Below are 24,999 nucleotides of genomic sequence, written 5' to 3' on the forward strand. Positions count from 1 at the left end.
GCCCTTCCCTTATTCGTAATCCCGAAGGTCGAGCCCCAGGACGCGGCAGATGGCCTCGCATTGGGCGCGTTCGGACTCCAGGAAGTCGCCGTCGGCGCGGCTGATGGCCAGGGCGATCTTGACCAGCATGACGGCGTCACCTGCGTCATGCCGCATTTCCTTTACCGCCTCCAGCGCCGCCTTGCGGCCCTTCACCGGTTCGGCGACGATCGCATCGACATGGGTATTGAACAGATCGACGGCCTCGTGCACGTCGAAAAATTTCAGCCGGTCGATGGCTTCCAGCACGTCGTCGACGCGGCTGCGTTCGGATAGGGAAACCTCCCCATCCGCGATGGCCACCAAGGCGCAGGTCGCCATGCAAGCCTCCAGAAACGGCCGGTTGCGATGCCGTGCCGTTCGTTCACCCAATGCCGTACGCAGCCCTTCGAGCATGCACTCTCCCCCAAGACTTGTGCGTTGCAATAGTGGGGTCCCGGCGTTTCCTGGTCAACCAATGTCGCAAATATGCTGGATTCCAAACGCGGTTCGCGTAGGCTAAATCCGTTGAGAGAGCGGTTCCTCGACGGGGTTTCCCCCGAAGAGGATCAAAAGGGAATTCGGTGCGGTACCATGGGGCTTCCCCCACTGGACCCAAGGCCGAAGCTGCCCCCGCAACTGTAAGCGGCGAGCCCGCATCCGACCTAGCCACTGGCCCGATCTATAGGGCCGGGAAGGCAGGATGCGACGCACCGACCCGCGAGCCAGGAGACCTGCCGCTCAATGTCTTGAACCTTATCCAACCCGGGCGGGGTGTCCCGGAAGGAGGCCGTATGACAGTATCCCTGTATCCATCCGATTCCGTGGCGTCGCCGGTTGCGATTGCCGATCCCCAACAATGCCTGACGGCGCTGTTCGAAATGGACACCACACTTCCGGACGGCTTTGCGGAAACCGCGATTCTGTCCTGGTTAATCAGCCTGCCGTCGGAAATCGATCCGGCGCGGGCGGCGGCGACGTTGGGATCCTTGCCCAGGATCGCTGGGGCCCAAGGCGGTGAGACGGGTCGGATTTCCCAGCTATTGAGGGAAATCGCGCGCTATCCGGCAGAAAAGCTGGCAGCGACCGGGCGGCGCGGCCATCGACGCCACGCGTAAACAGAACCGCCCCCCTAACGCCGGTCAGGGGGGCGGATTCGGTTTCCGAAATTCCGGTTAAACGCCGAGGTAACGCTGAGTCAGTTCCTGGTCGGCCAGTAATGACGTGCTGTCGCCGGTCCAGACGACCTGACCCTTTTCGACGATGTGATGACGATCCGCGATCCGGGCGAGGTCCTTGACGTTCTTGTCGATAACCAGGATCGACAGGCCTTCCCCTTTCAGGGCTTCCAGGCTGCGCCAGATTTCGTCGCGGATCAGCGGCGCGAGGCCCTCGGTCGCCTCGTCCAGGATCAGCAGTTTCGGATTGGTCATCAACGCCCGGCCGACGGCCAACATCTGCTGTTCACCACCCGACAGCAGGTTGCCCATGCTGGTCCGGCGCGCGGCCAGACCGGGGAACAATTCATAGACCCGTTCCACCGTCCAGGGCGTCTTCAGCTTGCCCCAGTTGGCCGCCGTGGCGACCAGGTTTTCGTGGGCGGTCAGGTTCGGGAAAATCTGGCGGCCTTCCGGCACCAGACCGATGCCCAATCGCGCCACGGCAAACGGGGTCATGCCGCGCAACGGCGTGCCGTTGAATTCGATCTCGCCGTCCTGGGACGGGGTGATCCCCATGATGGAATGCACGGTGGTCGTCTTGCCCATGCCGTTGCGCCCCATCAGGGTGGCGACCTGACCTTCCTGAATTTCGACATCCATGCCGAACAGGGCCTGGCTGTTGCCGTAGAAGGTTTTCAGTCCGGAAATACGCAGCATGGTCAGTCTGCCTCCTCACCGAGATAGGCGCGTTTGACCGCCTCGTTATCGCGGATCGCCTCGGGTTTGTCCGTCGCGATCACCTCGCCATAGACCAGGACCGAAATGCGATCGGCCAGCGCGAAAACCGCATCCATGTCATGTTCGACAAGCAGCATGGTCTTTTCGCCCTTGAACTTCTTCAGGATATCCACCATGCGGGCGGATTCTTCGCTGCCCATGCCCGCCATCGGCTCGTCCAGCAGCAGCATCTTCGGTTCCGTCGCCAGGGCCATGGCGATTTCCAGCTGACGGTGTTCGCCGTGGGACACTTCCCGGGACAGGACATGGGCCTTATCCGCCAACCCGACTTCCGTCAGGAAGGTCATGGCCTTCTCGTTCAGTGCCGTTTCGCTGTCCGCCCGCTTCCAGAAACGGAAGGAATGACCGTCATGGGCCTGTACCGACAGGGCGACATTTTCCAGCAAGGTCATGTCCTGGAAGACGGAGGTGATCTGGAACGACCGCGCCATGCCCAAACGCGCCCGCGCCGGGAACGGCGCCCTGGTGATCGTTTTTCCGGCAAAACGGATCAAGCCGGCATCCGGCATCTGTTCGCCGCACAACTGCGAAATCAGAGTCGTCTTGCCCGCGCCGTTCGGCCCGATGATCGCATGGACCTCGCCTTCCAGCACGTCCAGGCTGACATGCTTCGTCGCCTTAACGCCGCCGAAGCTCTTCTGCAGGTCTTGGATTTCGAGAAGCACGCTCATCGTTTGGTCAACCTATTCAAAAAGCCGGAGATACCGCCGCGCACGAACAGCACGACCAGCAGCAGGATGATGCCGAAGGGCAGATGCCAATAGACACCGGCACCGTCCGCGAACAGATCCATCACATCCGGTATGAATTCTTCCAAAAGCAGGAAGGACAGCACGCCGTAGACCGGCCCGATGATCGACCCGCTACCGCCCAGGACGACCATGAAGATCAATTCGCCGGAACGGCCCCACCCCATCATGTCCGGGCTGATGAAATTGGTGAAGTTCCCCATCAACGCCCCGGCATAGCCGCACAAGGCGCCGGAAATGACATAGGCGACGAGGCGATAGCGGTAGGTCGGATAACCGAGCGCGGACATGCGCTTCTCATTCGACTTCGCGCCCCGGATTACGCGCCCGAAGCGCGAGTTCACGATCCGGTGCAGAAGCAACAGAACGCCGACCAGCGAGACGAAGCAAACGTAGTAGAAGGTCGACGGATCATCCAAGGCCAGGCCGTCGAACAACTCGCTGTCCGACCAGATCAGCAGCCCATCGTCTCCGCCGTATTCTTCCAAAGACAGGAACAGGAAGAAGATCATCTGCGAGAACGCCATGGTGATCATGATGAAATGAACGCCCTTGGTACGCAGACTGATCGCGCCCGTGACCAGCGCAAACAGGGCGCTGACGGCAATCGCCAGCGGGAAGTGCAGGAATCCCGAATAGTATTCGTAATAGATCGGAATTCCGACCGCATAGGCACCGATACCGACAAAGGCGGCATGGCCGAAGCTGATCATTCCGCCGAAACCGAGAATAAGGTTCAGGCTGGCCGCCGCGACCGCCAGAATGACGATACGGGTCGCGATATCCAGGTAGAAGGGTTGGTCGAAGACCGTTGTGAGAACCGGCATCAGCCCCAGCACGATCAGCACCGCTGCAGTCACCAGATTCTTGGGCGTTATAAGCGCAGAGAGATTCATTTTTCGACTTCCTTCCCGTCACCGGACCTTGGGCGGGAACAGGCCCTGAGGCCGGACCGCGAGGATCGCCGCCATCAGGATGTAGATCAGCATGGCGGAAATGGCGGGAGCCGCCGTTTCGGCGTTTTGATCCGACATGACGAGCTTGAAGAGTTGATCCAGGTAGGACCGGCCCAACGTGTCGATCATGCCGACGATCAACGCCCCGATGAAGGCGCCCTTGATGGATCCGATACCGCCGATGATGATAACGACGAAGGCGACGATGATGATATCGTTGCCCATGCCGATCGACGCTTCGGTGATCGGCGAGATCATCATGCCCGCCAATCCGGCGATGGCCGCCCCGGCGGCGAAAACCAGCGAAAACAGATTCTTGATATCGATCCCCAGCGCCTGAACCATCGTGCGGTTCGACGCACCGGCGCGGATCAACATGCCGATCCGGGTTTTTGTCACGACCAGGAACAGGCCGAGCGCGACGGCCAAGCCAACGGCGATGATCGCGAGGCGATAACTGGGCACTTCGATCGTGCTGCTGAAGGCCACCTGGCCCTGCAGCCAGTCCGGCAGCGGGATGGACATGCCTTCCGCGCCCCATAGTAAATGCACACCCGTGTCGAAGATCAGGATGAGCCCGAAGGTCGCCAAAACGTGATCCAAGTGATCGCGGGCATAGATCGACCGCGCGACCAACCGTTCCGCGACATACCCCACGACCAGCGTCAGCGGCACCGCCAGAATCACCGCGAGAACGAAACTATCCAGGAGATAGACCAGAGTCCCGCAGATATAGGCGCCGATCATATAGAACGATCCATGCGCCAGGTTGACGAAGTCCATGATACCGAAGATCAGGGTCAGCCCCGCCGCCACTAGAAACAGCAGGATTCCAAGCTGCAATCCATTCAGCAGCTGGGTTATCAGCAATGCGCTTTCCATACCTCCCCCAAAACCCGGCATTCACACCGGCGTACTTTCGAGTTAGTGACCAACCAATTTAACACATACCCACACAGGCGATGATCGGGAGAGGACTAACGTCCCCTCCCGAGAACCGACCGTGCTCACATCTTGCATTCGGAGGCGTAGCTATCGACCGCGTCCTCCGTCACCTTAGAGACGATTTTCGTCGTCCAACGACCGTCTTCGTCGGCGACCACTTCACGCAGGTAGAAGTCCTGGATCGGGAAGTGGTTGTTGCCGAATTTGAAGTCGCCGCGCAGCGAGTCGAAATCCGCTTTTTCCAGCGCCGCACGAACCGCGTCCTGATCGGACAGGTCGCCACCGACCGCATCCACCGCCGACTTGATCAGCATGATCGCGTCATAGGCCTGCTGGGCATAGTAGGACGGATACGCGCCGTGTTTCGCCTTATAGTCCGCGACGAACTTCTTGGTCGCCGGGTTGTCCATATCGGGCGACCATTGCAGGGTTTCCCGCGCGCCCAGAACCCCGGTCAGACCGGCGTCCTGCAGTTTCGGCAGCGAGATGGAATCCAGCGTGAAGACGGAATACAGCGGCATCGTATCCGCCACGCCCGACTGGACATATTGCTGAATGAAGGCGTTGCCGGCCTTGCCAGGATAGAAAATCCAGATCGCTTCCGCGCCGGACGCCTTCGCCTTCGCCAGTTCCGCGGAGAAGTCGAGCTGTGCGTCGGCCCCCCACTTGGTCATGTCCTTACCCTTGATCTCGCCGTTATAGGCGCCTTCAAGCGCCCCGGTCTGATCCTTTCCTGACGCGTAGTTCGGCGCCATCAAATACAGCGACTTCACGCCCATCTGGTTCAGGACGGCGCCCATCGCTTCGGCGGGCTGGCCGTTCTGCCAGGACACGTTGAAGAAATTCTTGTGGCAGCCCTTGCCCGCCAACTGGGACGGACCGGCATTGGCACTGATCAGGAAGGTGCCGTTGTCCAGGATCGCCTTGGACGAGGCGAGCAACACGTGGCTCCAGATGAAGCCGGTCATGAAATCGACCTTGTCCTGTTTCAGCAGCTTGTCGGTCGATTGCTTACCGGTCGCCGGCGTGAAACCGTCGTCCTCGAAAATGATTTCCGCCTTACGGCCGCCCATTTCGCCGCCGATATGCTCCATCGCCAGTTCTGCGGCATTCTTCATTTCGAAGCCGATAACAGCGGCGGGCGTCGTCAGCGAGGTGACGAAACCAATCTTGATCGGATCATCTTGGGCAAGGGCCGGGCTGGCGGTGACAACGGTCCCGAGAAGGACCGCGATTAACGATTTTCTCACGTATAAGTCTCCCAGTTCGTAAGTCCGCAAGGACTTGTTAGAAACGCGTTCAACGGACAGTTCCGGACGTTTCCAACCAGTCTGCGGGCACGGGAGACTTAGGCCTCTCTTCTTCCCACTTCGGGAACAGGAATAGCCATGAATCCTGCGTCCCTTCGAAACATGACGCATCGGGATCAGCGGTGCTGCGCACGTCATTGTTTCATGCCTATATTTTTTAAGCTTAAACATTCTCTTTTATGCGACACAAGATGAATTCGCGTCTTTCCCAATTTTCGCCCGCTGTGGTCCGACATCGACAAGGCACCCTTCGCATTGTCGCCGGATCGGGGACGCCAGGCATCGGCAATCAGACGAGAAAACCAGGAAAGTTCATACTCAAAGTCACTAAAGGCGCATGGGGCGACGCCATCGACGCCGCCCCACGACAACCGTTAAATTTTACATTTTGCACTGGTCGACGTAGTTATCGACCGCGTTTTCATAGACCGTGCCGACGATTTTGGTCGTCCAGCGGCCTTCGGAATCCACGACCGCTTCACGGACGTAGAAGTTTTCGATCGGGAAGTGGTTCTTACCGAATTTGAACGCACCGCGGACCGAATCGAAGTCGGCCTTTTCCAGCGCCGCGCGAACCGCGTCCTTGTCGGACAGGTCGCCGCCGACAGCGTCTACCGCAGACTTGATCAGCATGATCGCGTCATAGGACTGCTGACCGTAATAGGACGGATAGACACCGTATTTGGCCAGGTAGTCGCCGACGAACTTCTTGTTGGCCGGGTTGTCCATGTCCGGGGACCAATGCTGCGTCGCACGGGAGCCCAACACGCCGGTCAGGTTGGCTTCCTGCAGCTTCGGCAGGGAGATCGCGTCCACGGTGAACACCGAATACAGCGGCAGCGATTCCTGCAGACCCGCCTGGGTATACTGCTGGATGAAGGCGCCACCGGCCTTACCCGGATAGAAGACCCAGATCGCTTCCGCGCCCGACGCCTTCGCCTTGGCAAGTTCCGCAGAGAAGTCGAGCTGCGCATCCGCACCCCACTTCGTCAGGTCCTTGCCTTTGATTTCGCCTTTGAACGTACGCTCGACACCGGCGACCATGTCCTTACCGGCGGCATAGTTCGGGGCCATGATGTAGACCGACTTCACGCCGTTCTGGTTCAGCACCTCACCCAGGGCTTCCGGGGTCTGGTCGTTCTGCCAGGACGTGCTGAAGAAGTTCTTGTGGCAGCCTTTGCCGGCAAGCTGCGACGGGCCGGCATTCGTGCTGATCAGGAACGTGTCGCTGTCGAGCACCGTCTTGGACGACGCGAGCAGAACGTGGCTCCAGATGAAGCCGGTCACGAAGTCGACCTTGTCCTGCTTGACCAACTTGTCAGCGGCCTGTTTGCCGACTTCCGGCTTGAACGCGTCGTCTTCGAAGATGACTTCGACCTGACGACCGCCCATTTCGGCATTGATATGCTCGATAGCCAGTTCGACGGAATTTTTCATGTCGTTGCCGATGACGGCGGCGGGCGTCGTCAGCGACGTAATAAAGCCGATCTTCACCGGATCGGCTGCAACGGCCGGAGCCGCCAGAACGGCGGAGCCCAGCGCGGCCGCCAGAACGAGTTTCTTCATCACTTTCTCTCCCTGTCTTAAGAGCTCTTCCGAACTCGACGAAAACGCAACAATACTAGGAACGCATCGGTTCCAGGTGTTTTGCGGGTTCTTGGAGGATTGACGCCTCTTCTTTTCCCCACCCAGGCAAGTATCCCACCTAAGGGTCACATGCACTATAGTTCATCATGTTTGCCGCGCAACGACGAAATCTGACCTATCTTGCATGCAGTTTCATTGTTTGAAGCTTCGAATATTTAAGCTTAAACATTAGCCTCCTCTGGACGCAAGGTGTATTGCCGCCTTGCTCATACGATCTTGACGCGAAGGGCACCGACGCCTTCCGCACTGCCGTCCAACACATCGCCCTTCTGAACCGGGCCGACACCGGCGGGCGTTCCTGTGAATATCAGATCGCCGGGATACAGGCGATGATACTTGGACAGATCCTCGACAATCTCGCGAGTGTTCCAAATCATCTCCTCCATCGCCGCGTCTTGGCGGGTTTCGCCGTTCACGGACAGCGCGATACGACCGGATGCTATCTCGCCGCTGGTGCCGATCGGGACGATATCGCCGATCGGGGCCGCCAAGGCGAAGCTTTTGCCGTTATCCCAGGGCCGCCCCTTGTCGCGGGCCGCCAGTTGCAGGTCGCGCCGCGTCATATCCAACCCGACGGCATAGCCGAAGACATGCGCCGGCACGTCGGACTGGGCGATGTCGGCGCCTTCCTTGCCGATGGCCACAACCAGTTCGATTTCATAGTGATAGTTCGACGTCATCACCGGATAGGGAACCTCCGTCACCTCCCCGGGCGGGCAATACAGAATCGCGTCCTGCGCCTTGGTGAAAAAGAACGGCGGATCGCGGTCCGTCGCCCCCATTTCCGACCGGTGCGCCCAATAGTTCCGGCCCACGCAATAGATATTGCGGACCGGGAACAGGTCGTCGCTGCCGCGAATGGGAACGGCGGGAACGGGTCGGGTCGGGAAAACGAAGCTCATATCCGAATACCTCTACGGGATGAACCGCTGTGTGGAATAGTCTTCGACCGGCAGTTTCCCGACGGTTCCGCGCAGCTTCACATAGTCGACGAAGGATTTCGCATAGTCCAGATAGGTATCCACCGACCGGCCGCTATCGGTGACGGTCTTGAAGGTCAGATACCCGTCCCGGCCCGCGCCGATATAGTCGTTGGTGATGACCTTGTAGGACCGATCGGGATCGAGCGGAACCCAGGCATCGTCATGCATGCCCCGGAATTCGATATCGGTCAGACGCGCACCCTTTTCGGCCGCCACGGTCACCGTCCACCGCAATCCGGAGGCATAGGGATAGGCGCCGGTGGAGCCGTCCGGCTGCAAGGCGTAATCCAAAGCGTCTTCCAGAACGGACTTGATCTCCGCGCCGGTCATCGTCAGTTCCACCAGCGTGTTGGAAAACGGCAGCATCAAATAGGCATCGCCGACCGTGACCGGACCGGCGGCCTGATCGACGCGCACGCCGCCCGCATTCTGGATGGCGATATCCCCGGTCTTCGACATTTCCCGGAAGGCAAAGGCGACCAGCGTCGCAATATCCGACCCATGATCCGCCGTCGCAGACACATCGCAAATCTTCGACCGGCCTTGCCCCGGAATTCGTTCCAGGCACAACGTGTCCGATGCCTCGCCGATCACTTCCTTCTTACGTGCGTCGACCTCTCCCGCGTAACGGTCCAGCGCGGCCTTGGCTACCGGATCTTCACCGCTCACGGACAGGTTCGGATCGGCGTCGATCGCCGCGAGCACGGCGGCGCGAGCGGCGCCTTCCAGTTCGACCCGGTCGCCGCCGGCGTTCTTGCGCCGGAAGCTATCCGCCAGCGGTATATGCGGCGTGCCGGAACAGGCGGTCACGCGCCCCGTATCGTCAAAATCAACGGCCAGTTCACCGACCACACGGGCATATTCCCAAGCCTGGGCGACGCAGACGGTCGCGCCGTCCTTGCCAGCAACGACGGTCGGATAGGGCCCCTGCGCATTCAGGCCGACCCCGTCGAAATCGCCTAACAAGGTGTGGGAATCCCCGCCGATGATCACATCGACACCGGTCAGAGTCTTCGCCAATTCAAGGTCGTTCCGATACTGATAGTGCGTCAGCAGGACGATGCGATCGACCCCCTTTGCCGTCAGTTCGTCGATATATTTCTGCGCGGTTTCCGCCTCGTCCAGAAACATCGTCGTCGGATCGGGACTGGAGGAATTCTTGGTCTTCGACGCGATATCGATGCCGATAATCCCGACTTCGGCGCCACCGACATCGGTCACTAAATAAGGCTGCAGATAGGCCGGGCCGTCGGCGGGCGCCAAGGGCGACACGCCTTTCTCCGGCACCACATTCGCGGCCAGGACCGGCGTGTCGCAGTCGCCCTTCGCCAGGAAATCCAGAAAGGTTTTCAGCCCGGCATCGCCATTGTCGAATTCGTGGTTGCCCAGCGCGAAAGCGTCGAAGCAGATGCTGTTCATCAGGTCGGCATCCGCCGCGCCGTCGAATAGGGTGAAAAACAAATCGCCCGTCACCGCATCGCCTGCATGCAATTTCAGAACGTTGGCGCGTTCCGACTCCAGCTTTCGGATCACCGCCGCCGCCATGGGAAACCCGCCGGCCTTCACCCGCGTCTTTTCGCCCGCGAGCATCAGATCCAGGCTGCCGTCCGCTTCCAGATGGGAATGGCTGTCATTCATATGCAGGATTGTCAGGTCCGCCGCCTGCGCCGTCGCCATACCGATCCCGGCAAGCAAGGCCGTCATCGTAAAACCTGCAACCGCGTATTTCCGGTAAATGGCAGTCATGGACGCCCCCTCTCCCACGATGACCCGTCCGATATATTCGGACACGCGAATGCTAGGCGCATCACCGGGTCCGGCGCAACCGTTCCCCGCTGAATTCCTGGGATCGCGTTACCCATCGGCCAACCCACCCGGCGCGAACGCCGCCAATACGACCACGACGATCATAGAGGCCGCCATGAACAGGTTGACCATCCGTTGGCGCTGCGGGCTCAAATCGAGACGATGCAGCGATATTCCTGCCCACAGCCACGCGAAATGGATCGGAATCCAGATCGCGCTCATGATCGCCAGCTTAAGGACGGCCTCCAGCCCCGTATTGTCGGGCAGGAAGGCAAACCCGCTGAACAATGTGGTATGGACGGCATAGGCCTTCGGATTGATCGCTTGAAGCGCCACGCCGCCGACCACACCGGGCGGTTCCGCCTTTTCGATAAAGGCGACCTTCGCCCCCGCGAAGGCGATCTTGTAGGCGAGGTAGAGAAGATAACAACCGGACGCGACCAGAAGCGCCGTGCGGATTGCCGGATTGGCCAGGAACACCGCCGCCACGCCGGACACGACGGCCAACGCGACCGCCGTGTTTCCGATAAACAGCCCGACGACGTAGCGCGTACCCGCTTTCGCGCCGTAACCGCTGCCCACGCCCGCGGTGGATAAAACCCCCGGCCCCGGTGTGATGATCAAAAAGAACACGGCGGCGGCGAAGGCGAGCATATCAGGTCCCTTGCATCAGCAACTTCTTGCAGGCTTGCCGGTCGATCTTGTCGGTCCCGGTCTTCGGCAGCTTATCCATATAGAGAATCTGCCGGGGGTATTTATAGGGCAAAAGCTCCGTCTTTACATAGGCTTTGAGTTCCTCGCCCAGAACATCGCCGCCGTCGGTTCCCGGCATCGGCGCGATCACCGCCGCCAGGGTCATCCGTCCGTCATCCATGGCAAGGCCCATGACGGCGCATTCCAGAACCTTCGGATGTTCATTCAGGCACAATTCGACTTCCAACGGATAAACCCATTGGCCGCTGACCTTGATCAGGTCGTCCGCGCGCCCCTTGAAGAAGTAGAAGCCGTCGTCGTCCATGGTGAAACGGTCGCCGGTCCATATCCAACCGTCGCGCATGGTTTCTTCGGTTTTATCCGGCCGGTTCCAATAGAACGGCGCATTGGAGTCGCCGCGCACCCACATGATGCCTTCTTCACCCGGCCCGACATCCTTGCCGTCCCGGTCCGTCAGGCGCACCGAATAGCCCGGCACCCTCATCCCGGCGGAACCGAGGCGCTTCTTTTCGACCGTGTTCGAAAGATAAATGTGCAGAACTTCCGTCGAGCCGAGGCCCTCAATGATTTCATGCCCGAAGCGGTTCTTCCACGCGTTGAACACATCGCCGGACAGAACCTCGGCAGCCGAAATGCACAGACGCACGCTGGACAGATCCGCGCCTTCCGCCGCCGGCGACTTGATCAGCGCCGTATACACTGTCGGCAGGGCGAACAGCAGGGTCGGCCTGCAGCTGCGGATGACGTCGAAAATCCGTTCCGGCACCGGGCGATCGGGCAAAAAGGCCGTCGTCGCGCCCATCGCGAAAGGGAAGGTAATGGAATTCCCGAAGCCGTATGCGAAGAAGATTTTCGGCACGGAAAAGCAGACATCGTCTTCGCGGATGCCCAACACGCGTTTGGCATAGCTTTCGACCGTATAGGCCATGTCGTGATGCAGATGCACGACGCCTTTCGGCCGCCCGGTGGAACCGGAGGAATACATCCAGAACGCCATGTCGTTCCGGTTGGTGTCGGCTTCCGCCAGATCGTCGCCTTGTCCGGCGACCCAGCTTTTACCATCCGCGCTGTCCAGTTCGATCAGCGCCGCATCCGTCTTTTCCGGAAACAGATTCCGGTGGCCGGAATGCAGCAGCGCCGCCTTGGCGGCGGAGTCTTCCAGGAAATAGGCAATCAGGTCGGCGGGCGACAGCGTGTTGATCAGAATCGGCACCAACCCGGCGCGCAAGGCACCGAAGATCGCCGCCGCGTAATCCGGCGAGTCGTCCAGGACCAACAGCACCCGGTCCCCCCGCTGGCAGCCGAGCGCCAAGAGTCCGTTCCCGATCCTGCAGGCCCGGCGGCACAGCTCCGCATAGGTCACCTGCTCCGTTTCGGTCAGCACCGCGACCTTGTCGCCGCGCCCCGCCTCCAGATTGTCGAAGAGGATCCGGGCCGCGTTGTAGCGTTCCGGAATGGAAAACCCGATCTCCCCGGTTTCGACGGCGTCCGCCGGAACCAGGTCCCGTATATCCGACATTGATTATCCCTTCCCGTTAGCCGCGGTAGGCCTCTAGCCCCGCCATGAAACGGGGTGCGAGTTTCCGCAGTCTTTCATCGTCGATCCGACCGGCGCGACGGATATAGCGATCCGCAAACTCCCATGCCGGAAGGTCCATATTCGCAACGAAGTCCTCGTACCAATGCGCGCTCAAATTCGCGGCGGTCACGATCTTTTCCACGATCGGCTTCCGCGCCGCCTGATAGGCAGGCAACGCCGTGGCCACATCCCCGCTATTGTCCGTCAGTGCCTTGACCAGCGCGATTGCGTCTTCCATCGCCAAGCGCGTGCCGGAGCCGATGGAAAAATGCGCCGTATGCAGGGAATCGCCCAGCAAGACGCGATTACCGTTATACCATGTCTCGTTCCACAGCTTCGGGAAGTTCCGCCAGACGGAGTTGTTCGCAACCAGCGGTTCGCCATCCAGAACATCGGCGAAGATTTCCTCGCAAACCTGTTTGGTCGTCGCGGCGTCCATGCCCTCGAAACCTGCGGCCTTCCACGTCGCCCCGTCCGTTTCGACAATGAAGGTGCTCATGTCGTCGGAATACCGATAATGGTGCGCATTGAAACGCCCCAACCGGCTTTCCCGGAACGACTGCGTCAGCGTGTCGAACCGTTTGGTCGTGCCGTACCAGGCGAATTTGTTGTCCAGATATTCCAGACTGGTGCCGAAGTCTCCCGACTGCCGAACCAGGGAGTTCAGACCATCCGCACCGACGATCAGATCGTAATCCTTGTAAGCGTCTAGGTCCGAAATCACCGTGCCGAATTTCGGGTCCAGGCCGACCGCGCGCGCCCGTTCGGTCAGAAGCTGCAACAGATGCAGGCGACCGATCGCGGCGAAGCCGACGCCGTCGATCACGACCTTTTCGCCCTTCATATCCAGGGTCAGGTCACGCCACATCTCCATATGCGGGACGATGGCGTCATGGGTTTCCGGATCGTCTTCGCGCAGAAAATCCAGCGCCGAATCCGAAAACACGACGCCGAAGCCCCAGGTTACGTTTTCAGGATTCTGTTCGACGATGTCGATTTGGGCGTCGGGAAAGGCGCGGCGCAGCAGATAGCCCGTATAAAGACCGGCGGGGCCGCCGCCAATGATTGCGACTCGCATATCTTCCTCCCATTATGTGTTTTTGCGTTATTCACCAATATACAGTACATTCACCATTGTGCAATAGGGAGCAATGCTCATGTCGGAGTTGGAAGATCGGCGCGGTATCGGATCGGTGGACATCGCGATGTCCGTCCTGCGTGTTTTCGCGGACTCGACCGGGGCCATGAGCTTGAAGGAAATCTCCGATCGCACCGGATTGGCGACCAGCAAGCTGCATCGCTATCTCGCCAGTCTCGTGGCCCAAGGGATGGTCAGCCAGAAGGAACGATCCGGTCGCTACGATCTGGGACCGCTGGCGGCGGAACTTGGATTGGCGGCGCTCGGCCGGTCGGATTTCGTGAACAAGACGGCCGCCGCCCTGCCCGACCTTGTGGACCGGGTCGGCTGCACGGCGATGCTGTCTGTTTGGGGATCGAATGGCGGGACGATCGTGCGGTGGGAACGGGCCCACAATCACATCGTGACGACGCTCGGTCTCGGCACCGTCATGCCGTTGCTGGAATCGGCGACCGGCCGCATCTTTCTAGCTTATTTGCCGGAATCCCTGACGCTTCAGGCTCTTGCGCCCCAGAATCTGTCCCGCGCCCAGGCCTTGCGGAAGGAAATTCGGGAACTTGGATATGCGGCGGTCGGCGGGGATTTCATTCCCGGGCTCTATGCCTTGGCCGCCCCGGTAAGGAACTGGCAAGGCGATGCGGAAGCCGCCGTCACGCTAATTTCCCTTTCGCCGGACCTTATCGATCCGAAGGGAGATATCCTCCGCGACCTACTGGCGACATGTCGCGACCTCTCCTTGCCGCGGAAAGGATAGCCCCCTCCCCGCTGCCAAGGAAAGGCGACCGGCTCTCAGCCTGTCATGATGTAATCGCGCATGGCACCGGCTTCCTGCTCAAGCGTGGCAATGCGGTTCTTCACCACGTCGCCGATGGAAATCACGCCGACCAGTTTGGTGCCTTCCACCACCGGCATGTGGCGGAAGCGGCCTTCGCTCATCCGGCGCATGACACTGTCCGCGCTTTCCGACCGCGTACAGGTCTGAACCGGCGCAGTCATCAGATCCGCGACCCGTTGCGTCAGGACCGATGCGCCGCGCGCGGACAGTCCCCGGACGATATCGCGTTCCGACAGGATACCGACGACACGGTCCGCTGCCTCCACGACGACGACGGCGCCGATCTTGTTGTCGGTCAAAAGCTTCGACGCTTCCGCAATCGTGTTCTGCGCTCCGATGGTAACGATCTGGGCTGGCTTTTTTGTCAGTAACGTGGCGACGCTCATCAATTCCTGTCCTTTCCGGTTTTCGGAAGGGGCGGGTCGGGCCTGCCGGGCTGTAGCGTCCGTATCTATCGCGGAGCTCGTTTGCGTAGAAGAGCGTCAGCCGGGCGACGGCGCGACCGCCGTTCTTCACCACTGACTTTCAAGTTAACCCCGATTTCCGCATCCGGATCAATCCCCTTACAGTGCGGCGCAGCATTCCGCTCAAAAGGAAGAACCGGGTTCCTTCAGAAACGCCAGCTCCTCCGCCGTGCTGTCGCGTCCCAACACGGCATTGCGGTGGGGAAAGCGACCGAAGCGCAGAACGATGTCCCGATGCGCTTCGGCATACCGCACGAACTGCTCATCCCCGACCAACCGCGCCAGGGCCATGCTCCACTCTTGATCCGCCGCCGATTCGCTGTGTTCAAAGGGCAAAACGAAGAAAATCGCGCTGCCCTCCGGTAGCGTTTTGTCCAAATGGAAGCCCCGAATGACCGCCTCCCGCGCCAGATCGCGGGCCAGCGGATCCGCCTCGAAGCTGCGTGGATCGCCGCGGAACAGATTGCGCGAAAACTGGTCCAGCACGATCGACGCGGCCAGCGCCCCGCGCGGCGTCTTCGCCCAATCCATCGCCATATCCCAATCGTCGGCCAATTCATCCCGCGCCGCGCCGAAACGGTCGCGGATGGTTCGATCCAGCGCCTCATCCTTCAAAAACCAGGATTCCGGTCCGCAATCCTCTAACCAAAACCGCAGCACGTCTTCGGCGATATCAGGCATAAATCCTCCTATGCAGAATTTCGTTAAAATTTCCGTCATGGAAATGCATTCCATGTCTTGCACAGCGGGAACCGGAACGCTATAAGCCGATCCGCTTCGGCACGGGACGGACCCGACCGCCCCATGAAGATGCCAAGCATATACCGGAGTGTAGCTCAGCCTGGTAGAGCACTGTCTTCGGGAGGCAGGGGTCGTTGGTTCGAATCCAGCCACTCCGACCAATAAGATCAACGGGTTACGTCACATCGGCGTAACCCGTTTTTCGTTTGACCTCTTAGCGCCCCGACATCGCCGCTTCCATGCCGTCCAGCAGCTCGCTGACGACGAAGGGTTTCTGGACGAAGGTATTCACCCCGGCCTCTGCGTAACGTTCCTTCAGGACCGCCCCGCTGGCGCCTGAAACGACGACGATGGCGGCATCGGGGCGGGCGGTGCGGTAAGCCTCCGCCACTTCGTAGCCTTGCATCTTGGGCATGCTGTCGTCGGTGATCAGGACATCCACATCCATGGGATGGGTTTTCAAGAAGGTGGTGGCGGCCGTGGGATCGGCAAAGCTGCGCACGGAATGCCCGGCGCGTTCCAACAGCTTCACCGTCACCGCGTTGTTTTCGACCTCGTCATCGACATAGACGACGCGATAGACCGGACCGTCCGCCTTTACCGGCGCCGCCGCCGGATCCTCGTCGACCACCAGCGTCGCCGCCGACTTCTGATAGGCCGGGATCAGCACCGTGAAGGTCGTCCCCCGCCCCGGCTTGGTATCGACCAGGATGGTGCCGTTCATCGCCTCGACGATACCGCGGCAGGTCGACAGGCCGAAGCCGGTCCCCCTGCCCGACCCCTTTGTCGTGAAGAACGGTTCAAAGACCTTCTGCAGGACGTCGGGCGGAATGCCGCTGCCCGTATCGGTGACGTTCAGGCGCAACGCCGGACCGGGCACGATCGGCGGATGCACGGCGGCGAAATCTTCGCTGATATAGGTCGGTCGGACGACCACGTCGATCCGGCCTTCCTGATCGTCGAAAGCCTGATAGGCGTTGGTGACGAGGTTCATCAGCACCTGATCGAACTTATTCGGATCGCCGACGATTTTGGGCGTGTCTTCCGCAATGTCGGAGGTCAGCTCTATTTTCGGCGGGATGGTCGCCTTCACGAATTTCAAGCTGCCGGCAATCAGTTTGGTCGGATCGAAGGCGATCTTCTGTTCCGCATCCGACCGACGGGAGAAGGCCAGGATCTGCTCGACCATCGCCTTCGCCCGTTTCGCACCGCGCACGATGGCAACAGCATCTTCATGGGCGGAGGTGCCTTCCTCGAAATCCTCGGCCAGCATCCCGGCATAGCCCAGGATCGGGGTCAGCACATTGTTGAAATCATGTGCGATCCCGCCGGCAAGCGCGCCCATTGTTTCCATGCGCTGCGCGTGGAGCAATTGGTTCTGAAGGCTCGACTTCTCTTCCTCATTACGCAGGCGGCGCAATTCCCCGGAGGCACGGATCGTGAAGACGGTCAGCACACTGCGGGCCATTTCCTCGTCGGTCAGCGGCTTTCGGCGCATGGCCAACAAAACGCCGATCACCATGCCTGTATTGTCGACCAGCGGCATCCCGGCATAGCTGACAAGACCGAAACGCCGAAGCGATTCATCGTCGGGATAGACATCCGTGACATTGTTCCGCACGAAGACGAAGTCGCCTTTCAGCACCGACCGACACGGCCCCTGAAGCAGATCGTCCTGCTGTATCGTCACGGTTTCGTCCGACGACGCCCAGGACAGGATAGAAATTTCGCTGCGGCGATCGCGGGGCACCTGCCCCAAAATGGCGAGGTCGTATCCCATATCGATCAGGCAGCGCACCAGTTCGTCGAAGAAGCCTTCCCCGACGCTGCCGGTCATGGCGACCTGAATGGCCTCCCGCACAGTTTCTTCTCGGAATTGGCCGCGGATGTCCCGCCCCGCCCCCCGAAATCCTTTGAAATGTCCGGCCTCATCCATCACGGGAATGGCACTGACGGCAATAAGCACTTGGGACTTGTCTGCCTTTTCGGTCGTAATCGGCACGTCGCGGAAAGGCTCCTTGGCGCTCAGCCTTTCCAGGAAAGCCCGCCACCGCTCCGACGCCGGATCATAGCCCGGCATGTCCGAAACCTTACGACCGACCAGCGACGCATCGAGGTTCAGCGTATCGTCTTTCGCGGACAGATAGGTGAAGACCAGATTTTCGTCACATTCCCAGAATAGGTCCGATGCGGCCATTGAATAGTCCCGGAACCGCGCGTCGCGCAGTTGGACCGCCTGTTCCGCCGCCGCCAGTTTTTGCCGGGCGATGCGCAACAGGATCAATTCGCCCACCCCCTGGACGAAGGCGATATCGTCCGTCGTCCAATGTCGGTTGTCCCGGACGGATTCGAAACAAACGACGCCTTCGATCCCGCCGATGCGGGGGGTCTGCACATCGCAGAGGGACTTCACCCCGGTTTCGGGCAGATAGCCGCTCTTGAAAGACGCGGTCCTGGGATCGGTCCAACAATCCGCAACTGCCAGAACATGGTTTTCGTCCAAGGCGGAGAAATAATCCGGGTGATTTTCCTTCGTCAGGACCAGACCGGCCGCCGGAACCACCCCCCGCCCGACGATATAAAGCCCGTCGCAGTGGAGGTTTCCTTGGGTAATGGTGCCAAGCCAGATCGCCGCGCGCTCTATCCCCAATGCTTCCGCGGCCATGCGCAGGACTTCCGCCTTGAACCCGTCGTCGGTACCGTCTTGCGGCAGCCCCATCATTGCGTGCAGGGTCCGGCGATACAGCGCGGCGCGGTCCCGTAAAAGGCTTTGCGTTTCCAGAACCTCGTTCAGGGAAGCTTCCAGAAGCCGCAGGTTGCGATGCCGGTATAAAAGGTATCCGGTGCTCGCCATCAGCAGCGTGCCGCCCAGGATGATCGGGGTATAGAACCCATACGGGTTTTGCGCATAGCCGCTGCCGGACATCAGACCGATGCGCCCCATCAGCCCGATGAGAAGAATGAAGAGCGCGATGCTCATCAGATTCTCGATCCGCCACAGCCCGTGTTTGGATCGCGTCAACGACATCGACAGGGACAATAGAAAGACGCACAGAACGGCAAATGCCAGAATACCCAGCACATAGGAATTCAGCATATGGCCCAAACCTCCCGACCCCTGTGACGCGGCACGAATTGCCCGCCCCCTATCCGCGAACCGGACCATGGTTGCATCGCTTCAGGGACAGGTGAAGAGAAATCTGTGCGTCAGGGCAAGGCCATGCGGACAAATCCACGGCCGCGCGAACGGTCCGGGCTAATCCACGACGGCTTAATCCAAGACGACACCGGCGGTGGCCAGTGCCTCCTTCAATTGATCTTGGGTAAACGGTTTCGGCAAGGCCGCGTCGACACCCAACTTCTGCGCCGCCGTCAGGGCGTCGTTCATGCTGCCATCGACGCTCCACCCGCCGGAAATCGCGACGACCTTCACATCCGGGGTGCGTTCCTTGATTTCCTGGATGACCTCAATGCCGCTTTTTCCCGGCATGAAGATGTCCGTGATAACGCCGACGATCGCCTCCTGTTGCGCCAGGTCGAAGGACGCATCGAAAAACCGGCTTTCCGCAATGACCGAAGCCTGAAAGCCCAACCGCTCACAGAACCGCACCAGCAACGCGCGGATATCGGCGTCATCCTCAATAATCAAAATGGTCCGGCGCATGTCGCCTCCCCAACCCTCTACACCGACCTATTGCCCGTGTAGCCGCACCATAGAACAAATCATCAGCCCGGCGGAACGGATTAAATCCGGCGCCTAACGGGTACCCGCCGCCCGTTGCTCCAATCGCTTGATCCGGTCCAGGCCAGGCAAAATTTCGCTGATAATGAATTCCAAACGCGCCTGCGGTCCACCCGGGTTTTCCTTGGTGAACCGAGCCTTCCAATGCGTCATCTTCATGGTCAGGCCGCACAGCACCCCGCCGACCGTGACATGGTGATCGGTAATCAGCTTCCGGACTTCCGCGAACCGTGCCGCGGACACATCCGACCAGAAATCCTGGGTCTTACGGTCGAAGCTTTCGAAGCGCCCGGTAATGGACCCCGAGATGTCGGAGAGGTCGCTGATGACATTACCCAGGAGTCGGTGCTTCGGACGATCGTTTCGGATCATCCAGGTTTCCATCAATTCCTTCACCCACGGCATGAAGTTGTCGAGCACCGGGACGACATCGTCCAGGCATTTTCGGAAATAGGCCAGGGATAGGAAGATATCGCCGTAGTCTTCGATAAACCGGGGAATTTCGGACACCTGCACCTGAAGTTCCGCCGCCAGCATGTTCAACCGGCGCAGCGCTTCTTCCTTATCGGGATTGCGCAGCATGCCGATAAGGTCGGAAGCGTCCTCTCCTCCCTTGATTTCCGCGCCGAAAACCTGGGCGATAAGGGGGCGGGTGAATTCCTGCATCCGCGCCGACAGGGCCACCAGCATTTCGTCGGACAGTTTCAAATATTCCTCGTCGTTCACCTCGATGCCCAGCGCCCGCAGCGAGATACGACAGGAATAGACGTCGAAGCTGGGCATCTGTTCGAGGCGGCGCAGTTTCGCGATATCGCGTTCCAGCGCGTCGTGATCGACCTCTTGCAGGTAGTCGGGCAATTCCTTGATCGTCAGCTGACCGCTGCCGGATTCCTTGTCCTTGAAAAATTCGAGCGCCGTTTCGAGGCGGCTATTCTTGATAAGGCTCGCGCGCCGAAGCACGACCGTTTCGATCGGCAACATACAAAGCGGCAGGATGTGAAGGCTATCGCGCTGTTCCGCAGTGGGTTTCAGGACTTCGGTCACGACTGATTCATCCGCAAATACTCCCCCGGCGACAGATAGCCGCCGATCATGCCCCATCCCAAGGCAATAGGTATGCCCGATCCCCGGCGATGCCGCAACAGCACTGGAATCCCATGGGAAAACAGACATTTCCCGAAAGGTTTCAAATCTGAAATACGCTGACATTTTCCGAAACACACAAGGCCGAAAGAATGGCGTAAAAGGAATTCATGAAATGAACAGCAGCGCCGAACCGGGATACCCCTAAGACGACGCGGAAACGGTAAGGAACACGACAATGACGACCGCAATTGCTTTCCCGCGCAATGAAACGCTCTACGAAATGCTGGCCCGTGCCATCTTCTCCCTGTCGACGGTTTTCGAAACCGTCTCGGAAGAGGCCGACCGCTTCAACCGCCGCAATCGCACGGCGCGTCAGTTGAACGCGCTGTCGGATGTGCAGCTTGCCGATATCGGCCTGGAACGCGCCGACATTCCGGCGATCGTTCGCGCCATCTGACGGCCGCTACCGTCGGGCCCTCGACGCCCGGCGGAGCAGCCCCGACTTAAGTGGGGCAGGAAAAGGGGGAGGCATTTATGCCTCCCCCTTTTTCCATTTCCGCGTTAAACTTTCGGGAAATATAATTGGGGGTCAGCGATGAAGCGGTCCTCGGCGCGGAGTGTCGTTTGGACGACACTGAGGAAACTATTGGCGCGAATGCAAGAGGAAGATACCGACCGTCTCGACGATGAAGACGGCGGAACGATCCCTTCAAAATCGAATTTAGCGCCGAATCCGAACGACGTGACGATGCCGCCAGACGCGTCAGGCGGCAAGCCGGCACATCCCCCGGCACATTCCAACGCCATCGCCCCGCCTAAAGACACGCGAGGATCGGAGGATATTTGCGTCCGTCCGTCGATACGATCCGACGGCATCTCTCTGGAGTCCATCCGTCAGGACCGCCTTAGAATTCTAGCCGGTCTGAAAAGCCGCCGCATTGGCATGAAGCTGCGGCCGCCGTCAAAAATCGAACGACATTGTCCGGTCGACCAACGTATGGGCATCGCGTCCCTGCCCGTCCGCGCGGATGCCTTCGACCGTCAGATCGACAAGGAATTGGCCGATCTCTTAAAAGAACTCCCGCCCAAAGGATCGGCCTGACGGCCGCCGTCCGAGCGGGAGGTTCCCTTGTACCGACCTGAGCCCGATTAGGAAGCGCGAACTTCCTCCAGGAAGCGATCGACGCGCGCCCTTAGGGAATCCGCCTGTTTCGACAGTTCCTGCGCGGTGGTCAGAACTTCGCCGGAGGCACCGCCCGTCGCCTGCGACGTTTCGCGGACATCCTGAATGTTGGTATTCACATCCCGCGACGCCGCCGCGACTTCCTCCACATTACGAGAGATTTCGTTGGTGGCGGAGTTTTGTTCCTCCGTCGCCGCCGCAACCGTGGCCGCGACTTCCAGAACCGACGAAATGCTCGCGGAAATCTGTTCGATCGCCGTCACCGCGCTCTTCGTGCGCTCCTGAACGTCCCGGATCTGACTGCCGATTTCTTCCGTCGCGCGGCTGGTTTGACCGGCCAGGTTCTTGACCTCCTGAGCAACGACCGCGAACCCCTTGCCTGCCTCGCCGGCACGTGCGGATTCGATGGTCGCGTTCAGGGCCAACAGGTTGGTCTGTTCGGCGATTTCCTGGATCAGGTTGACCACATCGCCGATTTTTTGGGCCGCTTCCGCAAGGCCGCGAACTTCCTCCTGCGTCGATTGGGACTTGCGTTGCGTTTCCCCGGCCAGATCGTTGGCCATGGTCATTTGCTGGGCGATTTCCGCAATCGATGCCGACAATTCGGACGACGCTGTCGCCACCGTCTCGACGCTCGCCGACGTCTGTTCGGACGCGGTGGCGACGACACCTGCGCGATCCGACGACCGGGCCGCCATTTCGTTCAGGGACTGAGCCGTCTGCTCCAACTCGACGGCGGCGGCAGCCACCATTTGCGTCAGGCTCTTGGCGTCGGATTCGAAGGCCTGCGTCGTTTCCCGCAGGCGGGTCGCCCGTTTCAATTCGGCTTCCTGCTGCGCCTGGGCGGCCGCCTGCAAGCGCTCGTTTTCCTGCAGATTCAAGCGGAATCCATCCAAAGCGGTCGCGATGCTGCCGACTTCGTCCTTCCGTTCCACACCCGGGATGGCCAGATCGTACTGACCGTCCGAAATGGCCTTCATCGATTCCGTCACCGCGCCGATCGGATGGGCGATCCCGCGGACCAGCACGAAATACGCAAGAATAGCGAAGACGACACCGATGACGGCACCGGCGATGGCGGCGATTTCAAGCAAGGCAAAGGCCGATACTTCTGTCGCATGAGAATCCGCGATGATCTGCTTCGCCAGCGCGTTCAGTTGATTGAAAAGCGCGGTCGTCGTTTCGGAGAACTTGAGGCCAGCACCGTTCGCTTCGATAACCCGCGCTTCATCCACCGTCAGCGGCTTCCGCATCAGGGTGATTTGGCGCTCTGCGGTCGTCACCCAGTCGTCATGGGCCTCGCGGTATTGTTCGAGGAGTGCGATGGCTTCCGGATTGGCCCGAACCGCCTCCATGACCGCATCCAAAATAACCACGGAACGGTCGTTCAGCGTGTTGAACGTTTCGATATTATCGCGATTACCGGTCAGCAGCAGGCCGCGTATCGCGGTCAGCTGCCCCGAGGTCGCTTCCTGAAGTCTGTTCAACTGATCGGAAATTGCCGTGACTCGCAGAACGGCGTCCGCAGAGCTTTTCGCGTTGCGGAGCTGCGTGTATGTCAGTGTCGCGCTGATGACCATGATGGCCAGCAGAAAGCCGAAAATGATGATCAGCTTTCGGCCCATTTGAAGATTATTGAAGTAGTTCATGCCATCCTCCCCTTCACAGACCGATGCCGGCATTTTGGCGGCGTTCAAGCTCCGTCAGGTTCAATTCGACGGTGATCGCCCCGATGGGCGTGCCAGAAGCATCCTGAATCGTCATGTTGAGTTGCGCCCGCCAGGTTTGCGTGTCCTCGTTAAGCTCCGCTTCATCCAAGAACACCGCACCGGCACCCGCACCGAAGGACTTCTGAAATTTCGCTTCATCGCCCTGCCAGTAGTCGCTCGTAATCGCACTTTGGCCCGCGTTCAATCCGTTCTGATCCATCACGAAAATCTCGCTCAGCACGCCGAGCGACTGCGCCTGAATGCGCGTGAGATAGGATGACAGCGGATTGGCGAGAACGGATGTAATCAAGGGTTGATCGTCCATTTCCCGTTCGGCGCGCCATTGTTTATCGAGCGCGTCGATCTGATCTTGCGGCACGACACCGCTTGTCTTGTTCCGACCAATGATGCTGTCGATGACGATCGGCTTCGTGGCCCAATCCTTAATGGACGCGACCAGGGAGTCGGTCACCAGATCACCGGGCGCATGGGTCAGTTCCACCGCCTGCGCGTGGGCGTCATTCGATCGAGCCACGCTGAAAAGAAGAAGCGCCGCCGCTAGGCAAGCCAAAAATTTAGGGGATTTCACCCCTTTGGGCCGATAATCGAGCATATTTCTCTCCCACAACGCACCGACGAGGGTGCCGACAGTCTTTTCGATCGCAAGTCGTTAGAAGTACTATCCGGGGATTATCTAAATATTTTACTAATTTTTTTGAGTTCGGAAAAAAGGCCCAAACTCCCTCGAATATTTACTCGTTATACACAATTATTTATAGAATTATTTTTCCGTCACTTAATCATAGGATGCACAATTAGGCCGCCAGCCCCCCGACAGACGAAAAACAGGCTGATAATTCATCGTCAAGCAAGGGTTTGCACAGGGTACAATGCGCCCCGACCTGCAAAGCGGCGACAAACAATTCATCCCGAAGTTGGTCATTGAGGCTTCCGTCCGATGTGACGACGAGTTTCGTTTGCGGCCACCGCCGACGCAAATCCCCGAACAGGGTCAAGCCATTGCTGTTCGGCAGAATGGCTTCCGAAACGATAATATCAAAGCCGCCCAACCGCTCGACTTCAAAGGGAATGTCTACAAAACGCAGGCTGTTCAACACCTCGACGTGATACCCCATCCGGGCCCCCACCCGTTCGATGATGTCGACGGAGATCGGGTCTTCTTCGATGATAAGAAGGCGGCTCATGTAAACTCCTGTTGACGGCACGGCGCATTCTTTTCCAACGCCATTCGCACAGCAAAAGTAACACATACCCTTAAAATTTTATTTTTCGCGGCGTTTCCAAATGTTTCACACCAGAAATATAATAATTCCAAGTAAAAATAACTTGCCCACCTCGATTTCTCGAGATGGGCAAGGAACAGGGAACAGGGAGGGTGCATCCGGGGCGTTGGGGGAGGGGGAGGTCAACCCCGA

At 59.5% G+C, this 24,999-nt stretch carries 24 protein-coding genes, 1 tRNA gene and 1 riboswitch; of the genes, 5 read left to right on the top strand and 20 right to left on the bottom strand.

Annotated features, from left to right (window positions below; translation table 11 throughout):
- Positions 1 to 9 precede the first annotated feature (9 nt).
- Positions 10 to 435 (bottom strand): tellurite resistance TerB family protein, encoded by a 426-nt coding sequence (locus HH303_RS08205; protein WP_169624743.1) that lies wholly within the window; start codon positions 433 to 435, stop codon positions 10 to 12.
- A gap of 103 nt (positions 436 to 538) precedes the next feature.
- Positions 539 to 774, top strand: a riboswitch (cobalamin riboswitch).
- 38 nt (positions 775 to 812) lie between these two features.
- Here HH303_RS08205 and HH303_RS08210 point away from each other — a divergent pair.
- Positions 813 to 1,136: a hypothetical protein gene (locus tag HH303_RS08210; RefSeq protein WP_169624744.1), complete on the top strand. Its 324-nt coding sequence runs from the start codon at positions 813 to 815 to the stop codon at positions 1,134 to 1,136.
- A gap of 57 nt (positions 1,137 to 1,193) precedes the next feature.
- Here HH303_RS08210 and HH303_RS08215 read toward each other — a convergent pair whose 3' ends face one another.
- The 11 genes from HH303_RS08215 to HH303_RS08265 all read right to left on the bottom strand — a co-directional run bounded on the left by HH303_RS08215 (position 1,194) and on the right by HH303_RS08265 (position 13,743).
- The gene (locus tag HH303_RS08215) at positions 1,194 to 1,895 is read right to left on the bottom strand and encodes an ABC transporter ATP-binding protein (RefSeq protein ID WP_169624745.1); all 702 of its coding nucleotides are present in this window, start codon (positions 1,893 to 1,895) and stop codon (positions 1,194 to 1,196) included.
- Positions 1,896 to 1,897: 2 nt separating this feature from the next.
- Entirely contained in the window at positions 1,898 to 2,647 is a 750-nt protein-coding gene (locus HH303_RS08220; protein WP_169624746.1) for an ABC transporter ATP-binding protein, read from the bottom strand.
- Positions 2,644 to 3,621, bottom strand: coding sequence for a branched-chain amino acid ABC transporter permease (locus HH303_RS08225; protein ID WP_169624747.1), 978 nt, complete (start codon positions 3,619 to 3,621; stop codon positions 2,644 to 2,646). The genes HH303_RS08220 and HH303_RS08225 overlap by 4 nt, the downstream gene beginning before the upstream one ends.
- 18 nt (positions 3,622 to 3,639) lie before the next feature.
- On the bottom strand, positions 3,640 to 4,563 hold the full coding sequence (locus HH303_RS08230; RefSeq protein ID WP_169624748.1) for a branched-chain amino acid ABC transporter permease: 924 nt from the start codon (positions 4,561 to 4,563) through the stop codon (positions 3,640 to 3,642).
- A gap of 125 nt (positions 4,564 to 4,688) precedes the next feature.
- On the bottom strand, positions 4,689 to 5,876 hold the full coding sequence (locus HH303_RS08235; RefSeq protein ID WP_319637345.1) for an ABC transporter substrate-binding protein: 1,188 nt from the start codon (positions 5,874 to 5,876) through the stop codon (positions 4,689 to 4,691).
- Between the two features lie 441 nt (positions 5,877 to 6,317).
- On the bottom strand, positions 6,318 to 7,502 hold the full coding sequence (locus tag HH303_RS08240) for an ABC transporter substrate-binding protein (protein WP_169624749.1): 1,185 nt from the start codon (positions 7,500 to 7,502) through the stop codon (positions 6,318 to 6,320).
- 287 nt (positions 7,503 to 7,789) lie between these two features.
- Positions 7,790 to 8,485 carry a fumarylacetoacetate hydrolase family protein gene (locus tag HH303_RS08245; RefSeq protein ID WP_169624750.1) on the bottom strand — a complete coding sequence of 232 codons (696 nt, stop codon included), beginning with the start codon at positions 8,483 to 8,485 and terminating at the stop codon, positions 7,790 to 7,792.
- A 12-nt stretch (positions 8,486 to 8,497) separates the two neighbouring features.
- On the bottom strand, positions 8,498 to 10,312 hold the full coding sequence (gene nadN / locus HH303_RS08250) for an NAD nucleotidase (protein WP_169624751.1): 1,815 nt from the start codon (positions 10,310 to 10,312) through the stop codon (positions 8,498 to 8,500).
- A gap of 108 nt (positions 10,313 to 10,420) precedes the next feature.
- A complete protein-coding gene (locus HH303_RS08255) occupies positions 10,421 to 11,026 on the bottom strand; it encodes a LysE family translocator (protein WP_169624752.1) in 606 nt (201 codons plus the stop codon).
- A gap of 1 nt (position 11,027) precedes the next feature.
- A complete protein-coding gene (locus HH303_RS08260) occupies positions 11,028 to 12,605 on the bottom strand; it encodes a benzoate-CoA ligase family protein (RefSeq protein WP_169624753.1) in 1,578 nt (525 codons plus the stop codon).
- A gap of 16 nt (positions 12,606 to 12,621) precedes the next feature.
- Positions 12,622 to 13,743, bottom strand: coding sequence for an FAD-dependent monooxygenase (locus HH303_RS08265; RefSeq protein WP_169624754.1), 1,122 nt, complete (start codon positions 13,741 to 13,743; stop codon positions 12,622 to 12,624).
- A 79-nt stretch (positions 13,744 to 13,822) separates the two neighbouring features.
- Between HH303_RS08265 and HH303_RS08270 the strand changes: the two genes are divergently transcribed.
- Positions 13,823 to 14,557, top strand: a complete 735-nt coding sequence (locus HH303_RS08270) for an IclR family transcriptional regulator (RefSeq protein ID WP_169624755.1) — start codon at positions 13,823 to 13,825, stop codon at positions 14,555 to 14,557.
- Positions 14,558 to 14,592: 35 nt separating this feature from the next.
- Here the strand turns inward: HH303_RS08270 and HH303_RS08275 are convergent, their stop codons facing one another.
- On the bottom strand, positions 14,593 to 15,024 hold the full coding sequence (locus tag HH303_RS08275) for a CBS domain-containing protein (protein WP_169624756.1): 432 nt from the start codon (positions 15,022 to 15,024) through the stop codon (positions 14,593 to 14,595).
- A 201-nt stretch (positions 15,025 to 15,225) separates the two neighbouring features.
- Positions 15,226 to 15,783, bottom strand: coding sequence for a DUF924 family protein (locus HH303_RS08280; RefSeq protein WP_169624757.1), 558 nt, complete (start codon positions 15,781 to 15,783; stop codon positions 15,226 to 15,228).
- A 144-nt stretch (positions 15,784 to 15,927) separates the two neighbouring features.
- Here HH303_RS08280 and HH303_RS08285 point away from each other — a divergent pair.
- A tRNA-Pro gene (locus HH303_RS08285) sits at positions 15,928 to 16,004 on the top strand.
- A 53-nt stretch (positions 16,005 to 16,057) separates the two neighbouring features.
- Here the strand turns inward: HH303_RS08285 and HH303_RS08290 are convergent.
- The 3 genes from HH303_RS08290 to HH303_RS08300 form a co-directional block, all read right to left on the bottom strand.
- Positions 16,058 to 18,940 carry a hybrid sensor histidine kinase/response regulator gene (locus tag HH303_RS08290; protein ID WP_169624758.1) on the bottom strand — a complete coding sequence of 961 codons (2,883 nt, stop codon included), beginning with the start codon at positions 18,938 to 18,940 and terminating at the stop codon, positions 16,058 to 16,060.
- A gap of 174 nt (positions 18,941 to 19,114) precedes the next feature.
- Positions 19,115 to 19,507 (bottom strand): response regulator, encoded by a 393-nt coding sequence (locus HH303_RS08295; RefSeq protein ID WP_169624759.1) that lies wholly within the window; start codon positions 19,505 to 19,507, stop codon positions 19,115 to 19,117.
- A gap of 93 nt (positions 19,508 to 19,600) precedes the next feature.
- Positions 19,601 to 20,629, bottom strand: a complete 1,029-nt coding sequence (locus HH303_RS08300) for a hypothetical protein (protein WP_169624760.1) — start codon at positions 20,627 to 20,629, stop codon at positions 19,601 to 19,603.
- Positions 20,630 to 20,906: 277 nt separating this feature from the next.
- Between HH303_RS08300 and HH303_RS08305 the strand changes: the two genes are divergently transcribed.
- Positions 20,907 to 21,128: a DUF1127 domain-containing protein gene (locus tag HH303_RS08305; protein WP_227421624.1), complete on the top strand. Its 222-nt coding sequence runs from the start codon at positions 20,907 to 20,909 to the stop codon at positions 21,126 to 21,128.
- Positions 21,129 to 21,326: 198 nt separating this feature from the next.
- Complete coding sequence (locus HH303_RS08310; protein ID WP_169624761.1) at positions 21,327 to 21,773, top strand: hypothetical protein; 447 nt, start codon at positions 21,327 to 21,329, stop codon at positions 21,771 to 21,773.
- 47 nt (positions 21,774 to 21,820) lie between these two features.
- Here HH303_RS08310 and HH303_RS08315 read toward each other — a convergent pair whose 3' ends face one another.
- From HH303_RS08315 to HH303_RS08325, 3 genes are all read right to left on the bottom strand, one after another.
- Complete coding sequence (locus tag HH303_RS08315) at positions 21,821 to 23,503, bottom strand: methyl-accepting chemotaxis protein (protein ID WP_169624762.1); 1,683 nt, start codon at positions 23,501 to 23,503, stop codon at positions 21,821 to 21,823.
- 13 nt (positions 23,504 to 23,516) lie between these two features.
- Complete coding sequence (locus HH303_RS08320; RefSeq protein ID WP_169624763.1) at positions 23,517 to 24,176, bottom strand: hypothetical protein; 660 nt, start codon at positions 24,174 to 24,176, stop codon at positions 23,517 to 23,519.
- Positions 24,177 to 24,378: 202 nt separating this feature from the next.
- A complete protein-coding gene (locus HH303_RS08325) occupies positions 24,379 to 24,768 on the bottom strand; it encodes a response regulator (RefSeq protein WP_169624764.1) in 390 nt (129 codons plus the stop codon).
- Positions 24,769 to 24,999: the final 231 nt, after the last annotated feature.

It is taken from the genome of Pacificispira spongiicola (assembly GCF_012926505.1).
Classification (GTDB): domain Bacteria; phylum Pseudomonadota; class Alphaproteobacteria; order UBA8366; family Aestuariispiraceae; genus Pacificispira; species Pacificispira spongiicola.

What these genes read in the sequence shown, in the direction of transcription:
- HH303_RS08290 (WP_169624758.1), bottom strand. Translation starts at nt 18,940, where the DNA reads ATGCTGAATTCCTATGTGCTGGGTATTCTGGCATTTGCCGTTCTGTGC.
- HH303_RS08240 (WP_169624749.1), bottom strand. Translation starts at nt 7,502, where the DNA reads ATGAAGAAACTCGTTCTGGCGGCCGCGCTGGGCTCCGCCGTTCTGGCG.
- HH303_RS08260 (WP_169624753.1), bottom strand. Translation starts at nt 12,605, where the DNA reads ATGTCGGATATACGGGACCTGGTTCCGGCGGACGCCGTCGAAACCGGG.
- HH303_RS08205 (WP_169624743.1), bottom strand. Translation starts at nt 435, where the DNA reads ATGCTCGAAGGGCTGCGTACGGCATTGGGTGAACGAACGGCACGGCAT.
- HH303_RS08270 (WP_169624755.1), top strand. Translation starts at nt 13,823, where the DNA reads ATGTCGGAGTTGGAAGATCGGCGCGGTATCGGATCGGTGGACATCGCG.
- HH303_RS08225 (WP_169624747.1), bottom strand. Translation starts at nt 3,621, where the DNA reads ATGAATCTCTCTGCGCTTATAACGCCCAAGAATCTGGTGACTGCAGCG.
- HH303_RS08220 (WP_169624746.1), bottom strand. Translation starts at nt 2,647, where the DNA reads ATGAGCGTGCTTCTCGAAATCCAAGACCTGCAGAAGAGCTTCGGCGGC.
- HH303_RS08265 (WP_169624754.1), bottom strand. Translation starts at nt 13,743, where the DNA reads ATGCGAGTCGCAATCATTGGCGGCGGCCCCGCCGGTCTTTATACGGGC.
- HH303_RS08315 (WP_169624762.1), bottom strand. Translation starts at nt 23,503, where the DNA reads ATGAACTACTTCAATAATCTTCAAATGGGCCGAAAGCTGATCATCATT.
- nadN (WP_169624751.1), bottom strand. Translation starts at nt 10,312, where the DNA reads ATGACTGCCATTTACCGGAAATACGCGGTTGCAGGTTTTACGATGACG.
- HH303_RS08255 (WP_169624752.1), bottom strand. Translation starts at nt 11,026, where the DNA reads ATGCTCGCCTTCGCCGCCGCCGTGTTCTTTTTGATCATCACACCGGGG.
- HH303_RS08210 (WP_169624744.1), top strand. Translation starts at nt 813, where the DNA reads ATGACAGTATCCCTGTATCCATCCGATTCCGTGGCGTCGCCGGTTGCG.
- HH303_RS08230 (WP_169624748.1), bottom strand. Translation starts at nt 4,563, where the DNA reads ATGGAAAGCGCATTGCTGATAACCCAGCTGCTGAATGGATTGCAGCTT.
- HH303_RS08295 (WP_169624759.1), bottom strand. Translation starts at nt 19,507, where the DNA reads ATGCGCCGGACCATTTTGATTATTGAGGATGACGCCGATATCCGCGCG.
- HH303_RS08245 (WP_169624750.1), bottom strand. Translation starts at nt 8,485, where the DNA reads ATGAGCTTCGTTTTCCCGACCCGACCCGTTCCCGCCGTTCCCATTCGC.
- HH303_RS08325 (WP_169624764.1), bottom strand. Translation starts at nt 24,768, where the DNA reads ATGAGCCGCCTTCTTATCATCGAAGAAGACCCGATCTCCGTCGACATC.
- HH303_RS08275 (WP_169624756.1), bottom strand. Translation starts at nt 15,024, where the DNA reads ATGAGCGTCGCCACGTTACTGACAAAAAAGCCAGCCCAGATCGTTACC.
- HH303_RS08215 (WP_169624745.1), bottom strand. Translation starts at nt 1,895, where the DNA reads ATGCTGCGTATTTCCGGACTGAAAACCTTCTACGGCAACAGCCAGGCC.
- HH303_RS08305 (WP_227421624.1), top strand. Translation starts at nt 20,907, where the DNA reads ATGACGACCGCAATTGCTTTCCCGCGCAATGAAACGCTCTACGAAATG.
- HH303_RS08320 (WP_169624763.1), bottom strand. Translation starts at nt 24,176, where the DNA reads ATGCTCGATTATCGGCCCAAAGGGGTGAAATCCCCTAAATTTTTGGCT.
- HH303_RS08310 (WP_169624761.1), top strand. Translation starts at nt 21,327, where the DNA reads ATGCAAGAGGAAGATACCGACCGTCTCGACGATGAAGACGGCGGAACG.
- HH303_RS08280 (WP_169624757.1), bottom strand. Translation starts at nt 15,783, where the DNA reads ATGCCTGATATCGCCGAAGACGTGCTGCGGTTTTGGTTAGAGGATTGC.